13 protein-coding genes are annotated in these 14733 nt (G+C 44.7%); 12 read left to right on the top strand and 1 reads right to left on the bottom strand.

The annotated features are described in order from the left end of the window. The first annotated feature begins 23 nt into the window (after positions 1–23). From NV381_RS11060 to NV381_RS11020, 9 genes are all read left to right on the top strand, one after another. Positions 24–1082, top strand: a complete 1059-nt coding sequence (locus NV381_RS11060; protein ID WP_258213346.1) for a Bug family tripartite tricarboxylate transporter substrate binding protein — start codon at positions 24–26, stop codon at positions 1080–1082. A gap of 74 nt (positions 1083–1156) precedes the next feature. Then, a complete protein-coding gene (locus NV381_RS11055; protein ID WP_258213345.1) occupies positions 1157–1618 on the top strand; it encodes a tripartite tricarboxylate transporter TctB family protein in 462 nt (153 codons plus the stop codon). A gap of 10 nt (positions 1619–1628) precedes the next feature. Further along, the gene (locus NV381_RS11050) at positions 1629–3155 is read left to right on the top strand and encodes a tripartite tricarboxylate transporter permease (RefSeq protein WP_258213344.1); all 1527 of its coding nucleotides are present in this window, start codon (positions 1629–1631) and stop codon (positions 3153–3155) included. 106 nt (positions 3156–3261) lie between these two features. Further along, complete coding sequence (locus NV381_RS11045) at positions 3262–4866, top strand: ATP-binding protein (RefSeq protein WP_258213343.1); 1605 nt, start codon at positions 3262–3264, stop codon at positions 4864–4866. 1 nt (position 4867) lies between these two features. Next, complete coding sequence (locus NV381_RS11040; protein WP_258213342.1) at positions 4868–5575, top strand: response regulator; 708 nt, start codon at positions 4868–4870, stop codon at positions 5573–5575. Positions 5576–5743: 168 nt separating this feature from the next. Further along, positions 5744–6304, top strand: coding sequence for an NUDIX hydrolase (locus NV381_RS11035; RefSeq protein ID WP_258213341.1), 561 nt, complete (start codon positions 5744–5746; stop codon positions 6302–6304). Positions 6305–6473: 169 nt separating this feature from the next. Next, positions 6474–7481 (top strand): 2-oxoacid:acceptor oxidoreductase family protein, encoded by a 1008-nt coding sequence (locus NV381_RS11030; RefSeq protein ID WP_258213340.1) that lies wholly within the window; start codon positions 6474–6476, stop codon positions 7479–7481. 46 nt (positions 7482–7527) lie between these two features. Then, the gene (locus tag NV381_RS11025) at positions 7528–9834 is read left to right on the top strand and encodes a thiamine pyrophosphate-dependent enzyme (protein ID WP_258213339.1); all 2307 of its coding nucleotides are present in this window, start codon (positions 7528–7530) and stop codon (positions 9832–9834) included. A gap of 101 nt (positions 9835–9935) precedes the next feature. Further along, the gene (locus NV381_RS11020) at positions 9936–10238 is read left to right on the top strand and encodes a hypothetical protein (protein ID WP_258213338.1); all 303 of its coding nucleotides are present in this window, start codon (positions 9936–9938) and stop codon (positions 10236–10238) included. Here NV381_RS11020 and udk read toward each other — a convergent pair. Beyond that, complete coding sequence (gene udk, locus NV381_RS11015; RefSeq protein ID WP_258213337.1) at positions 10156–10815, bottom strand: uridine kinase; 660 nt, start codon at positions 10813–10815, stop codon at positions 10156–10158. The two genes, NV381_RS11020 and udk, sit on opposite strands and share 83 nt — an antisense overlap. 242 nt (positions 10816–11057) lie before the next feature. Here udk and NV381_RS11010 point away from each other — a divergent pair, with 242 nt between their 5' ends. From NV381_RS11010 to NV381_RS11000, 3 genes are all read left to right on the top strand, one after another. Beyond that, entirely contained in the window at positions 11058–11450 is a 393-nt protein-coding gene (locus NV381_RS11010; protein ID WP_258213336.1) for a hypothetical protein, read from the top strand. Between the two features lie 154 nt (positions 11451–11604). Continuing rightward, on the top strand, positions 11605–12945 hold the full coding sequence (locus NV381_RS11005) for an MFS transporter (protein WP_258213335.1): 1341 nt from the start codon (positions 11605–11607) through the stop codon (positions 12943–12945). 56 nt (positions 12946–13001) lie between these two features. Then, positions 13002–14399 (top strand): MATE family efflux transporter, encoded by a 1398-nt coding sequence (locus NV381_RS11000; protein ID WP_258213334.1) that lies wholly within the window; start codon positions 13002–13004, stop codon positions 14397–14399. Positions 14400–14733 lie beyond the last annotated feature (334 nt).

Raw genomic sequence — 14733 nt, 5'->3', positions numbered from 1 at the left:
ATAAAAATTTGGGAGGTCGTTTTATGATCCAATTATTGACTCGTCAATCTCTGAAAGTAGCTCTAACCGGTCTGCTAGCTGTAAGCCTTACTGCCTGTGCCAGCAATGCGCCCAAGACGGATGGTGCTGCCGCACCTAAAGCAAATGATGCACCTGCTGCAAGCGCATCCAAATATCCCGATAAGCCGATTTCCATAGTTGCTCCGTCTGGAGCTGGCGGCGGCTGGGACTTAACGGCCAGAACGATAGCTAAAGTATTGACAGAAACTAAAGCCGTCAATAAACCAATTACAGTTGAGAACAAACCCGGTGGGGGAGGAGCAGTGTTTCTCGCCGAGTATGCAAGCGGTAAAAAGGATGATTATAAATTGTTCGTAAGCTCACCGCCAATTTTAATCAACAACTTGAAAAAAGAAGCTAACAGTCCATACGGCTATAAAAATTCAACGCCTTTGGCGCAGTTGACTAAAGATTTCGGAGCTATCGCTGTATCGGCGAATTCGAAATACAACGACCTGAAATCTTTATTGAACGATTTGAAAGCGGATCCTACGAAATTAACAATTGCAGGAGGCTCCGCTCCGGGCTCCATGGACCACTTGGTGGCCATTCTACCCGCGTATAAATTCGGCATCGATCCGAAAAAAGTGAAATACGTTTCATACGACGGCGGCGGCGAAGCGCTAACAGCACTGCTTGGCGGTAATGTGGATGTAATTGGAACCGACGCTTCTTCCTTGGACCAATATGTAAAAGCGGGCAAAATCAAAGTGCTGGCAGTAGCTTCTGCACAACGGCTTGGAGGCAGCTTGAAGGACGTTCCGACTATGAAGGAACAAGGCGTGGACGCAGAATTCAATATTTGGCGCGGTATTTTCGGTCCTAAGGATATGAGTGCAGACGCCAAGAAATATTGGGACGATACTTTGAAAAAGCTTAACGAAAACGATGTATGGAAAAAAGAGCTGCAAGCGAACAATTGGGAAAGCGACTTTAAAAATTCGAATGATTTCAATACGTTCCTTGGTCAGCAAGAAGTTATGATCAAAGACATGCTAACAGCATTAGGTATGCAGAAGTAAAGCTAGGCAACCACTATGAAAAACAAGGGAGAACAAAGTTTCTCCCTCGTTTTTATTAAGCAGGGAGGATTATCGTGAATAAAACATTTGACCGCTATGCCGGAATTGTATTCTTGGCCCTTGGATCATTGTTCGTGGTCGAAAGTCAAAAGATTACGGCAAGTGCCTATGGAAGTAACGTCGGATCGAACATATTTCCGCTAGGCTTGGGGATTTTCCTGGCACTGATGAGCGTTCGACTTATATATGAGACGTTTCGATACAAAGATACCGGAAGGGATAAGGAGAAGCTGGATTACAAGAGATTCGGTATTATTTTCTCCGCGGCTGTATTATATGCCTATTTCCTTGAGGATATAGGATTTGTCATCGCTACCTTCTTGTTTCTAATGATAGGTTTTCAAACAATGCAAAGAGGGAAAATTTGGCCCTCCATTATTATTTCAGCAGCATTTTCGTTTGGCGTTTACTATCTTTTTGTCCATGTCATGGATGGAACGCTCCCAGGATTTCCATCATGGTTAGGCTTAGAATAGGGGGTAGAACATGAGTACCGTTGATTATTTGTTACATGGATTAGGCACTGCCATGCAATGGCATAACTTATTGTTTGTTTTTTTCGGCGTATTAATCGGAACGGTTGTAGGAGTTCTGCCTGGTATCGGCCCCATGAGCGGGGTCGCACTTCTAATTCCTATTACTGCAACGATGACGTCTGGTTTAAGTCCTGAGGAATCGGCTACAAGCTCCATTATTTTGTTGGCTGGAGTTTATTATGGGGCGATGTATGGGGGCTCAACGACTTCGATTTTATTAAATACACCTGGGGAGTCCTCATCTGTAGTGACAACCCTGGACGGTTATCAAATGGCTAAACAGGGAAGAGCAGGAGCTGCGCTGGCCATCTCTGCAATCGGATCCTTCGTAGCTGGTATTGTGGCTATGGTCGGGCTTATTTTTCTGGCGAATCCTTTATCGGCAATTGCTATCAAGTTCGGTCCGGCCGAATATTTCTCTTTGATGCTGCTGGGACTTTTAGCTATAAGCGGTTTGGCTGGCAAGTCAATGACTAAAGCGTTGATGATGACGGCTTTCGGACTATTATTGGCAACAATAGGGATTGATAATGTTTCGGGCTCAGCGCGTTTTACTTATGATATTCCGGAATTATTTCAAGGGTTGGAATTTTTAACGGTTGCTGTCGGTATGTTTGCTTTGGGCGAAGTGTTCAAAACGATTTTGGAAAAAGATGAAAATGGCGAGGAAGTTGCTAAAATTACGAGGGTCATGCCGACTAAGAAAGACCTTAAAGACAGTGCAGGCCCAATTACAAGGGGCTCACTGCTTGGTTTCTGTATCGGACTTCTGCCAGGGGCAGGTGCGATATTGGCATCGTTCTTCTCCTACATTGTTGAGAAAAAAATTAGCAAAAATCCGGAGAAGTTTGGTAAAGGAGCGATTGAGGGTGTTGCTGCGCCGGAATCGGCTAACAACGCCGCGGCAGGCTCAGCGATGATCCCGCTGCTAACTCTTGGTATTCCCTCTTCAGGCACAACAGCAATCATGATGGGTGCTTTTATTATGTATAATATCCAGCCAGGTCCATTGTTATTTCAGGATCACCCGCAATTAGCGTGGGGTGTTATTGCCAGTATGTTTGTTGGAAACCTGATGCTTTTAATTCTTAACATGCCTATGGTTAGAGTATTTGCGAAAGTAATCGAGACGCCAGCTAAATATTTACTGCCATTAATTATTGTTTTTTCAGTGTTTGGTGTCTATGCCGTTCAGTACTCTACATTTGATTTGATGATGATTATGGGATGCGGAGTTGTAGGTTACTTCCTGTCTAAAAACGATTTTCCGTTAGCTCCTCTAGTTCTGGGACTCATCCTGGGACCCATGATGGAGAACAATATGAGAAGAGCGTTAACTATTTCCAACGGAGACTTTATGATTTTTCTGCAAAAGCCGATATCTCTTGTTTTCCTCATTATTGGCCTCTTGTGGCTGGCTATTCCGTTAATCTTGAAGATGAAAGGCAAAAAAGTACTTGTCAATGAGGAAGCATAACTATAATGCTGCCTGGCCCCGTCTCCGTTATGCTGCGGGGTCGGGTGTTTTCTTGTTCTTGGGGTTCTGCTACAATGTTACCAACATCTGAGTGGGAGGAAATCCGGTGCGTCTGCAAACAAAGCTGATTCTGATCATCTGCTCCTTGTTATTTCTAGTAATTTCCTTGCTGTGGGCAGTGTTTCAATATATGCTGGTTAATGCACTTGAGGAGCAGACCGGCATACGTGCTTTGGCCGTTGCGGAAGCGTTTGCCGCTATGCCCGAAGTAAGCAAAGCATTCTCGGATCCGGATCCTTCCAAAGCCATTCAACCTATCGCCGAAACGGTGAGGGTAAAAACAGGAGCGGAGTATATTGTTGTCGGCAATCGTGAAGGTATTCGTTATTCCCATCCCTTAACGGACCGGATTGGCAAGGAAATGGTAGGGGGCGATAATGGTCCTGTGCTGGAAGGGCAATCCATCGTATCTGAAGCGATGGGCTCCCTGGGATTGTCGCTGCGTGGCAAAGCGCCTATTCGGGGGAATAATGGCGAGGTAATCGGGATCGTGTCTGTCGGCTATTTAATGGATGAGATTGAGAAACGGGACGATGATTACCAGCTGGAAGTAATGCTGATCTCTTTAGTTGCCTTAATTATAGGCAGCAGCGGAGCCATTATAATCTCACGGGGAGTTCGCCGCTCCATTCATGGACTTGAGCCCGAACAAATCGGAATGTTATATATGGAAAAACAAGCGATTCTTGAATCGATCCGCGAGGGAATTCTATCAATTAACAGCAGAGGGTTTATTACGATGGCCAATAAGCAAACGCTGCGAATGCTGGGCCTGCCAGAAGATACAGATATTACAGGCCGATTGATTGATGAAGTTGTCCCGACGACTCGTCTTCATGAAGTAATCCAGACGGGGGAATCCCAATTCGATCATGAGATGATCTTTGGCGAGCATGAAGTTATTGCCAATCGGGTACCTATTATGGATGAGCATCAGCAGGTTATAGGAGCAGTTTCGAGCTTCCGAAGCAAATCAGAGCTGTATCGGCTTGCAGAAGAGCTATCCCAGGTTACCAGGTTTGCCGAGGGGCTTCGCGCTCAAACCCATGAGTATTCTAACAAGCTGTATGTGATTTCCGGGTTGATTCAATTGGAATCATACCAGGAAGCGATAGAAATGATTACCCGTGAATCGGATGTGCATCAAAATTTAATCCAATTCATTATGCGAGAAATTCCCGACCCGGTTATCGGAGGATTATTAATAGGGAAATACAATCGCGCACAAGAGTTGAAGCTGGTTTTGGAAATCGATAACGAAAGTACTTTTCGTGATGTTCCGGCAACAATAGATAGGGATATGCTAGTAACTATAATTGGCAATTTGATCGATAACGCAATGGAAGCTGTAATTGAATGCGAGCGAGCGGTGGAGAAAAAGGTTAAATTGTTTGTGACTGATGCCGGCAACGATCTGATTGTTGAATGTGAGGACAGCGGCTGTGGAATTTCTGATGAGGTGGCCACACGTATTTATGAAAAAGGGTATTCGAGTAAACAAGGCGAGCGGCGCGGCATCGGGTTGGCGCTGGTCCGGCATGCCGTAGATAAGCTTGGAGGCTATATAACTCATCAACCCAGTGAACAAGGTGGAACTGTGTTTACAGTGGTGCTGCCCAAAATGTCGAAAGATCGGGAAGAGGAATCCTGAAATGACAAAAGAATTACTTGAATTGATTCGAGTGTTAATTATTGAAGATGATGAACGAATTGCTGAAATTAACCGCCGATTTGTTGAGAAGGTCTCTGGCTTCACAGTAGTTGGAATAGCAACAGACAGGCCTCAGGCGATAACTCTTCTTGAAGTTCTTGAACCGGATTTAGTTCTTCTTGATATCTATTTCCCTGATGCTAATGGATTGGAGCTTCTCCAGCATATAAGACAGCTCGATCGTCAGCCTGATGTCATTATGATTACTGCAGCGAAAGAAGTGGATGCAGTAAGGGCGGCGATTCGCGGTGGCGTGTTTGATTTCATTATGAAGCCGCTTTTGTTTAATCGTTTGCAAGAAACACTGCTTCGTTTCAAGGAATACCATAGAACGTTGGAGCGGCTGCATACAGGGCCTGGCCAAGTGAACCAGGATGAGGTTGACCAGCTTCTTCAGGGAACAAGCAAGAAGGAAGCCGTGATCACTTATTTACCCAAGGGGATTGATAAGTTGACACTTGATAAAGTAATTCAAGCCATGAATGACATTATTATACCATTAACCGCGGAGCAGGCCGCGGGACTTATTGGAGTAAGTCGTTCAACCGCTCGTCGTTACTTGGAGCATTTGGTGTCGCAAGGCCAGCTGCGCGCTGATTTGTCCTATGGAGATGTGGGGCGTCCGGAGCGTGTATATAGAAAAATGTAATGTTGCTCCCAGCCTTCTTTGGCCGGGAGCATTTTTTTTCCAGCTGATTAAGAAAGTACTAGAAAGATCGATTCAAACAGGCTATCATTGGAGGTGCACAGGTTAGTAGCTTACATAAAATACTAATTGAGATGGTTTTACTATCAGCAGAGAGGGATGAAGGGTCAGATGTCGGTAAATTTTTGTTCGTCCTGCGGTCATTCGATGGAAACACGCAGTATGGACGGCGTCGAACGGCGTGCATGCACAAATTGCACTTCGGTTCATTGGGGCAATTATAGCATTGGTGTAGGTGCTCTTGTTGTTAAGGACAATAAGGTTCTTCTTGTACGCCGTGCGCAAGAGCCCGGTAAGGGGAATTGGACAAATCCAGGCGGGTATATTGAGCAGTTGGAGCCGATAGAAGAGACCATTGTCCGGGAAGTTCTTGAGGAGGCTGGGGTGCATGCCACAGTTAAAGGAATTGTGGCTGTACGTGATCAGCCGCGTGCAATCCACAATGTTTACATTGCATTTGAAATGCAATATGTAAGTGGGGAACCCATTCCTGACGGCTACGAGGTGGATGAAGCGGGCTTCTTCTCACTGGAGGAAATGAAGTCGATGAAAGTGGCGAGCTTCACCCAATGGCTGGTAGATATCGCATTAAATGGTCAAAGTGACGGTTTGTTGGCGGACCGTGAACCCATCGTGCCTTCGCCAGGAAATGGATTTTTCCGGATTCCTTAAGAAAAAAAATTTTTTACTATAGAGGAATTTGTCGCTCAATTCAGAATATAATAATACATTTGGTAAATTACTTATTTGTTTGAGCCTGGGTTGTCCTTATAGGGACGACCGGCTTCTTCAAATAAAGACCAATTACTCGCAGCAGTTTATTCTCGAAAGGAGTTGTGCAATGGTTACATTACCGAAAAAAAATGAGCTCGGTTTTTTTGAAATTCGACTGGAATCCATAGGGGGTCTTGGAGCCAATCTGGCCGGTAAAATGCTGGCAGAGGCCGGAGTCGTTGGTGCCGGGTTAAATGGAGTCAGCTTCTCGTCATATGGATCCGAGAAGAAGGGCTCAGCAGTTAAGGCTCATATCCGTTTTTGTGATATTAACACAAACATTCGCGATACATCGCCTGTTGAAAGACCTCATGTCGTAGGTATTTTTCACGAGTCTTTGTCCAAAACCGTCAATGTAGTCAGCGGTATTTATGAGGATAGCCTGGTGTTGGTCAATTCGACTAAATCTCCCGATGAATTAAAGGAGAAGCTGAAGATGAGAGGCGGCACAATCGCTGTTATCGATGCTATCGGAATCTCTCTGGAAGAGAAGAACCGGGTTAACATGGCTATGTTGGGTGCATTATTCCGGCTTTGTCCTTTCCTTGATCCTGAAATCATGAAAAATGTTATCCGTAAATCATTGGAGAAAAAGTATCCGCAAGCCGTGCAGCCGGCATTGAACACCTTTGAAAGGGGTTACAACGAAGTTAACTTTCAAACCTTCGTGCTTCCAGAGGGTGAAGAAATGCCATCCTTTATTCGTCAAGATACGCCTGTGCTTGGTTTTGCAACGCAACCAATGGGTGGTGTAATCGTAAATCCAGGGAACAGCATTCTAAAGGATTTAAGCATCTCACGCGCTGGGATGATGCCCAAATTCGAGGATGACAAGTGTATTCATTGTGCCGCTTGCGATAATGTATGTCCGGATTTCTGCTTTGTTTGGGACGAGCAAGCAGACAAGAAAGGCCGCCCGCAAATGTTTCTTCAAGGAATCGACTATCAGTATTGCAAAGGCTGTCTTAAGTGCGTGCAGGCCTGTCCAACGGAAGCACTCTCTAGTTTAAGAGAACCAGATGGTTACGCAGATGAACATCGTGTGCCGCACAGATTCGACTTAGCCGTAAAGTAAGAGCCCACAATTCTCAACAAAAGCAAACTGAAAGGTGGAATTCCAGTTGGCAATCGAGATTAATAAAGAGATTTCTCAAGGTACGGTGGAGCAACGTATTGTTTATGAATCCGGTAATGAGATGGCTGCCTATGCAGCGCACCAAATTAATTATCATATAATGGGGTATTTCCCGATTTCTCCATCAACGGAGGTTGCCCAATTTCTGGATCTGATGAAAGCCAATGGACAGCATGATATTAAGCTGATTCCGGCGGATGGAGAGCATGGATCCGCAGGCGTTTGTTACGGAGCCTCGACAGCAGGCGGACGGGTATTTAATGCAACAAGTGCAAATGGGTACTTGTACATGCTTGAGCAGATGCCAGTACAATCCGGCACTCGGTTCCCAATGGTAATGAATCTGGTGTGCCGTTCCGTATCAGGTCCGTTAGACATTCACGGTGACCATTCTGACTTGTATTATGCATTGAATACCGGCTGGCCGATCTTAATGTGCCGTGATCCGCAAGCCGTCTATGATATGAACATTTTAGCGCTGAAGCTGGCTGAAGATCCTGAGGTTCGACTGCCTGTACTGGTCGCTTCAGACGGTTACTTCACGTCACATCAGAAGCGCCGCGTGCAAACGTTTGCAAAACGTGAAGATGTGCAGGCCTTTGTCGGCGCACAGCCTCCGATGGGCTTCCCGGACACATTGGATCGGAACAATCCCATCACCGTAGGCCCTTACATGAATGAGCCGGATTATATTAACAACTGCTACCAACAATCTGTAGCCATGTACAATGCAGAACATGTATACGACCGGATCCGTAAAGAGTATGCCGAATTGACAGGCCGCGACTATCCGATTCTGGATCAATACAGAATGGAAGATGCAGAGGTTGCCGTATTTTTGATGAACTCAGCTTCTGAGATTATTAAAGACGTTGTTGATCAGCTTCGTGAGAAGGGGATCAAAGCAGGGTCGATTGCACCGAATATGATTCGTCCATTCCCGCAAAAAGCGATTGCTGAAGCATTAAAACACGTTAAAGCAGTAACCGTTTGCGATCGTGCGGACTCTTACGGCGGACACGGCGGTAATATGGTTAATGAGATCAAGGCTGCTTTATTCACATTGGGCAACCATACTACGATGGTTATTAGCCGTATTTATGGACTTGGCGGTAAAGACTTCTACAATGAAGACGGTCACCAGATGTTCCAATTTGCAATTGATGCCGTTGAAAAGGGCAAGGTAGAAGTACCCTTTGATTATTACGGACACACGCCAGGCGATCCTGAGAAGAAACCTAAGCGTGTACTGAATCCGATGAAATATGAAGACCTGAACACCGGTTTGATCACCGTTAAAAAGGATGAAGAAACAGGTAAGCTGAACGTTCGCGTTCCGCCACTGAGAGCTTTGACGAAAAAGCCTAAAAGAATTGCGCCAGGACACGGAGCATGTCCGGGCTGCGGTATTTTCTCTGGGCTTGAGCTGTTCTTCAAAGGAATAGAAGGTGATATCGTTGCCTTGTTCCACACGGGATGTGCGATGGTTGTAACTACAGGTTATCCTTATTCAGCTCATAAAGCGACTTATATCCATAACCTGTTCCAGAATGGTGCAGCTACATTGTCTGGCGTTGTGGAAATGTTCTGGGAGCGCAAGCGCAGAGGCGAGTTGGATTCCTTGAATTTGAAGGATGACTTTACATTCGTTATGATTACAGGCGACGGTGGTATGGATATTGGTATGGGACCGGCGATCGGTGCAGCATTGCGTAATCATAAGATGATTATTTTGGAATATGATAATGAAGGATACATGAACACAGGAGCCCAATTATCATACTCAACTCCAATGGGACATAGAACTTCTACCTCCAACGTTGGTTCCAAGCAAGGCGGTAAAGTGTTCCACCATAAGGATACAGCGCAAATTATGGCTGCTACACATATTCCCTATGTATTTACAGGCTCTGAAGCATTTCCGCAGGATTTGGTTCGTAAAGCAGCCAAAGCCCAATGGTACGCTCAGAACGAAGGACTTGTATTCGGAAAAATTTTGATCGCTTGTCCATTGAACTGGTTATCAGAGGATGAACAGGGCTCTAACATCGTGGGTGCTGCAGTTGACTCCTGTTTCTTCCCGCTCTATGAGGTAGAGCATGGTGTAACGAACATAACCTACAATCCGGAAGAGAAGAGCAAGAAGGTACCTCTTTCTGATTGGCTCGTAACGATGGGCAAAACTAAGCATATGACCAAACCGGAACACGAGGAGACTTACAAAATGTTCGAGACGGAAGTTGAACGCCGCTGGAACATGCTAAAAGCAAAGCATGCCAATGAGTTCCTATAAAATTCGGTCAAATAGCAACGGACGCTTGAAATAGAAACAAGGTACCATCTCCGATGGAGAGGGTACCTTTTCACCTTTTTACAGGAAGTGGGGGAAAGCAATTGCCTTTCGTGCTGAAGCATAAGGAATCGAACCAGCTCTTTACTTGTACTTTGGTTAACGGGTATAAGCTTGCTTATTACGGTACTAAATACTGGGATTACGAAGATGATGCGGCAGAAGGACAGCAACCGTTTCTGGAGTCCCAATCCATTGAAGATAGTAAATTATGGGAGCTTCTGGAGCTAACGGAAAATCAACTTAAAATGTGCAATGTTAAGCTTAAGAATGATCCGCGGCTGTCCTTATACTGGGATGAAGCAAATCGTTCGATTCGTGTAGATGCTTCTCAGTCAGAATCGTGAGCAGGTTAATGCCGACTTCATTATGTCCGCCCTCGGGGATGATGATGTCGGCATATTTTTTGGAAGGCTCGATAAAGGCATCGTGCATTGGCTTTACGGTAGACATGTATTGGTCATATACCGATTGAACAGAGCGGCCTCTTTCTTGTATATCACGCAGTACGCGGCGTAAAATCCGTACATCCGGATCCGTGTCCACAAATACCTTTATATCCAGCATACTTCGAATGGGCTCATCCGACAATACATGCAGACCCTCCAAAATAATAATTGGATTTGGAAGAAGCTCGAGGGTCCGGGCAGAACGCGAGTGATTAGAGAAATCATACGTAGGTGACTGTGTGCGGGTCAATTGCTTTAGCTCGATTAACTGCTGCAGCAGCAAATCATTGTCAAAGGCAAGTGGGTGATCATAATTGATTTTCTCACGCTCGCTAAATTCCAAGTTACCATGGTCTTTATAATAATTGTCCTGTGAAATAAAAGTGACCTGATCACTGCCAAGCTTTTCGATGATGGAACGAGCTACGGTAGTTTTACCGGAGCCGGTACCACCTGCAATACCGATAATAAGCATAATTGTTATTTGATCCTCCTGCTAAATGCTGCGATTAAGCTTCAATTCAAGTATTGTAGCATAATCACAGCGGGAACTCTAGATTGGAATTGTGGCGGACAGGCATAGTTTGTGGTATGCTCTTGAACAAGCAATCCCATCCTGCAACTGTATGCCTTACGAAGCCAGCCTTCTATGGAAAGCTCTGTAAAAGCTTATGAGGTTAGTTTCGCTACAACGAAACTCTCAGGAGGTAATCTATCATGAATGAAAATTTCATTGCTATTAAGACCTATCAAGGAGAGCTGAAGCTTTCTCATAAAAAGGGAGACTTCGGCATCACGGTGTCAACTAAGGAATTGATCTATCAAAAGCCTCACGCCAATTATTACATCAAGCTGGAGGATATTATCAGTATTGTTCCGTTCGACAATTCTAATGTAAAAGCTATCACCTTTCATAACCGCCGCTCCTCCGGTGAGGAAATAATTAAAATGTCCTCCGGAAGTTCACATTACCGTATTTATGTTCGCAGTGTAGTCCTTCATAACCGCAGTGGAATATTCGCAATGGGGACAGCTCAATTTATACTTCCTATTCATAACGAACTGCTAATGGCAATCTCCAAATATGGCGGTTTAAGTGCAGTTATCTGAAGAATAGCATCCCAAAGGTACGAATTACGCTTGTTTCCTTCATAGGGCAGGCGTTTTTTATTGTGCACATTTACCAGGAATTATGATAATCTGGATTTATTGCGTGTAAAAAAATTACATATTAGAAACGCAAAAGAAGGGAAGAGGATGTACGATGGCAGTTGAAGCATCATCAGTAGTTCGCGTAGCGGCTAAAAGCAAGCTTCCGGTTATGATCAGTATTGTGCTGGCTATGCTGGTTGCATCAATGGATACAACCATTGCTAATACGACGATGCCTGTAATCGCCAAAGAACTGGGCAATTTCAATTTGTATGCGTGGAGCTTCGCCTCATACATGATTATGTCTACAGTCATTGCACCTGTGGCAGGAAGAATATCGGATTTATTCGGTCGTAAAACTATTTTTGGTGCAGGAATTATTTTATTTTTGCTTGGATCCATATTGTGCGGCTTTGCCAATTCTATGGTGCAGCTAGTTATTTATCGGGCTGTACAAGGGATAGGAGCAGGCGTAATGATGCCGTTTCCTTCAATTATTGCAGGTGATTTGTTTGCTGTAGAGAAGAGAGGCAAGATTCAAGCCCTATTCACAGGAATGTGGGGATTATCAGCTATATTGGCTCCTATGCTTGGCGCGTTTTTCGTTGAATATGCGAATTGGCGTTGGATCTTTTTTATTAACATTCCGATTTGCCTTGTTTCGTTCATTTTGTTGTCGGCTTATAAAGAAGTGTATGAACCGAAAAAATCAAAGGTAGATGTATTGGGGGCATTGATTTTTGCCGTTGGGATCAGTTTGCTTCTGCTAACTACGATTGTGGAGCAATACACTTTTGCTTATGGTATAGCAGGTATTGTCGTAATGGTCGGCTTCTATCTGTATGAGAAAAATCATGAGTCACCTATTGTTCCTTTAACCTTGTTCCAGAACAAGCCCTTTGCTTGGATGAAGGTGAATACCTTTTTGGCTTGTGTCTCCTTGTTTGGAGCTTCCAGCTTTTTACCATTGTTTTTGCAAGAGGAAGGATATTCTTTGTTTATTAGCGGTGTCGCTCTGCTGGGGATGTCATTCGGATGGATGGCTGTATCGGTGCCCGCCGGGAAATGGATTATGCGTTACGGTTATTCAAAGTTAATTATAGCGGGGAATATTCTCTTGGTGGTCTCGGGATCATTTCTGCTTATGTTGAAGCAGGGCTCGGGCTTCTGGTTTGCCTTCTTTGCAATGGTAGTTCAAGGATTAGCCTTTGGCTTGATTTTTACGGTTTCTACCATTGGTTCCCAACAGCTTGTCGAGCCTCATCAAAAAGGGGTTGCGACTTCGATTCAATTGTTCTCCTCCAACATAGGAACGGCAATTGGGGTAACGATTATGGGAGCCATACTGGCTAAAGCAAGCAGCTTTTATGCCGGGTTTGAGCATTTATTTCTATATGGGTTTATCGTCTGCTTGTTTGCTTTCGCTTCATCCTTTATGATTCGTAAAGTTTAATATGCCTGATGTTTGAAGGGCAGCTTCGGCTGTCTTTCATTCTACATAGAGGAGAGATGAGCATGGCCTATAAGATGAACACTTCACTAACAGATGGTCCAATTGGTAAAAAGTTGATTTTATTCGCGCTGCCAGTGTTAATGGGGAATGTTCTGCAGTCGCTAAACGGTACAATCAATGCTATATGGATTGGTAACTTTCTTGGTGAAAGCGCATTCGCGGCTACCTCTAACGCAAATAACATTATGTTTTTTTTGCTGAGTCTTGTGTTCGGTATCGGTATGGCCGCGACAATATTAATTGCTCAAAGCGTGGGAGCGGGGGATGAGCAGCGGGCTAAACGGGTTGTTGGTACGAGTGCGCTCTTTTTTATTGGAATTGCGGTTAGCATTACGGTTTTGGGTTTTATTTTTTCGCCATTGATTCTTGAGGGAATGCACACACCACCAGATGCACTAGCATTCGCAACAGATTATTTACGGATTATATTTATCGGCCTATTGTTTATGTATGGTTATAATTTTGTGATGATGATCATGCGAGGGGCTGGAGATGCGAAGACACCCTTCTACTTTTTACTGATTTCAACCTTCCTGGATATAGTGTTGAATCCGTTATTTATATTCGGTCTTGGTCCTGTTCCTGCTCTCGGAATTGCCGGTTCTGCGGTAGCGACTGTGATTGCGCAATTCGTCAGCTTAGTTTGCTTGATTATATTTCTATATCGCAAAAAGCATTTCCTGCGCTTAACTCGTGCAGATCTGCCCTATGTCCGATTTGATCGCGCGATTATCGGGTCACTTGTAAGAAAAGGTGTTCCAATGGGCTTACAAATGTTAATTGTGTCTACAAGCGCTCTCGCTTTTATTAATTTGGTTAACAGTTTTGGCTCTGTTGCTACAGCAGCCTTCGGTGCAGCTATGCAATTGTCCAGCTATATCCAGATGCCTGCAATGGCGATTGGAGGAGCAGTCTCTACTGTAGCGGCTCAGAATGTGGGTGCCGGCAAATGGGATCGGGTACATAAGACAACAATTATGGGCATTGTGATTAACTTCCTCATGACCGGTGCGCTTGTGGGCTTGATATACTTGTTTAATCGCCAAGCATTAGGATTATTTCTGCAGGATCAAGCGGCAATAGAGATAGGCATGCGAATTAATTCTATAACGCTGTGGGCATTTATACTATTCGGCATTACCTTTGTGGTATCTGGCGTTGTGAGAGCCACCGGAGCTGTAATGGTACCTCTGCTTACAACCTTTCTGTCGCTGTGGTGCATACGGATTCCACTCTCTTATTATTTAAGCGCCAAATATGGTTTGGATGCGGTATGGTGGAGCTTCCCTATTGCTTTCAGCATCGGAATAATGTTATCTATCAGCTATTATGTGTGGGGCAATTGGCGAAATGCCAAGATGCTGGGGGATAAGCCGCAGCAAGCAGCAGGATGAAGGCTGGAGTGAAGATGGAGCTAATTGGTTAGCTAATAAAGGCGATGAGCGAGCATTCTTCGTCTATGCATAATCAGGGAAGAGTTTTATGAGGCTAGCGGCGCGGTGGCGTAACTACTATGAGGCTTTGAGGAGCTGAACGGAACGGAGATTTCCGTTATTGTATCTGCCTCCTCCAATATGAGGCAATAGCGGAAGTTGGAATTCCGTTATTACCGGAGGATAAGGGAATTATGCACAAAAACAGAGGGATAACGGAAAAGCCAGTTCCGTTATCCCTCTGTTTTTGTGGCTTTCCAGGTGATAGCGGATAAGTTCTTCCGCTATTTTCCAT

Origin of the sequence: Paenibacillus radicis (ex Xue et al. 2023) (assembly GCF_024722015.1) — a bacterium.
Classification (GTDB): domain Bacteria; phylum Bacillota; class Bacilli; order Paenibacillales; family NBRC-103111; genus Paenibacillus_S.
Note: the sequence above shows the minus strand (reverse complement) of the source record. Positions and strands in the feature narration are given on the sequence as shown.

What these genes read in the sequence shown, in the direction of transcription:
- NV381_RS11060 (WP_258213346.1), top strand. Translation starts at nt 24, where the DNA reads ATGATCCAATTATTGACTCGTCAATCTCTGAAAGTAGCTCTAACCGGT.
- NV381_RS11050 (WP_258213344.1), top strand. Translation starts at nt 1,629, where the DNA reads ATGAGTACCGTTGATTATTTGTTACATGGATTAGGCACTGCCATGCAA.
- NV381_RS11040 (WP_258213342.1), top strand. Translation starts at nt 4,868, where the DNA reads ATGACAAAAGAATTACTTGAATTGATTCGAGTGTTAATTATTGAAGAT.
- NV381_RS11035 (WP_258213341.1), top strand. Translation starts at nt 5,744, where the DNA reads ATGTCGGTAAATTTTTGTTCGTCCTGCGGTCATTCGATGGAAACACGC.
- NV381_RS11030 (WP_258213340.1), top strand. Translation starts at nt 6,474, where the DNA reads ATGGTTACATTACCGAAAAAAAATGAGCTCGGTTTTTTTGAAATTCGA.
- udk (WP_258213337.1), bottom strand. Translation starts at nt 10,815, where the DNA reads ATGCTTATTATCGGTATTGCAGGTGGTACCGGCTCCGGTAAAACTACC.
- NV381_RS11010 (WP_258213336.1), top strand. Translation starts at nt 11,058, where the DNA reads ATGAATGAAAATTTCATTGCTATTAAGACCTATCAAGGAGAGCTGAAG.
- NV381_RS11005 (WP_258213335.1), top strand. Translation starts at nt 11,605, where the DNA reads ATGGCAGTTGAAGCATCATCAGTAGTTCGCGTAGCGGCTAAAAGCAAG.
- NV381_RS11000 (WP_258213334.1), top strand. Translation starts at nt 13,002, where the DNA reads ATGAGCATGGCCTATAAGATGAACACTTCACTAACAGATGGTCCAATT.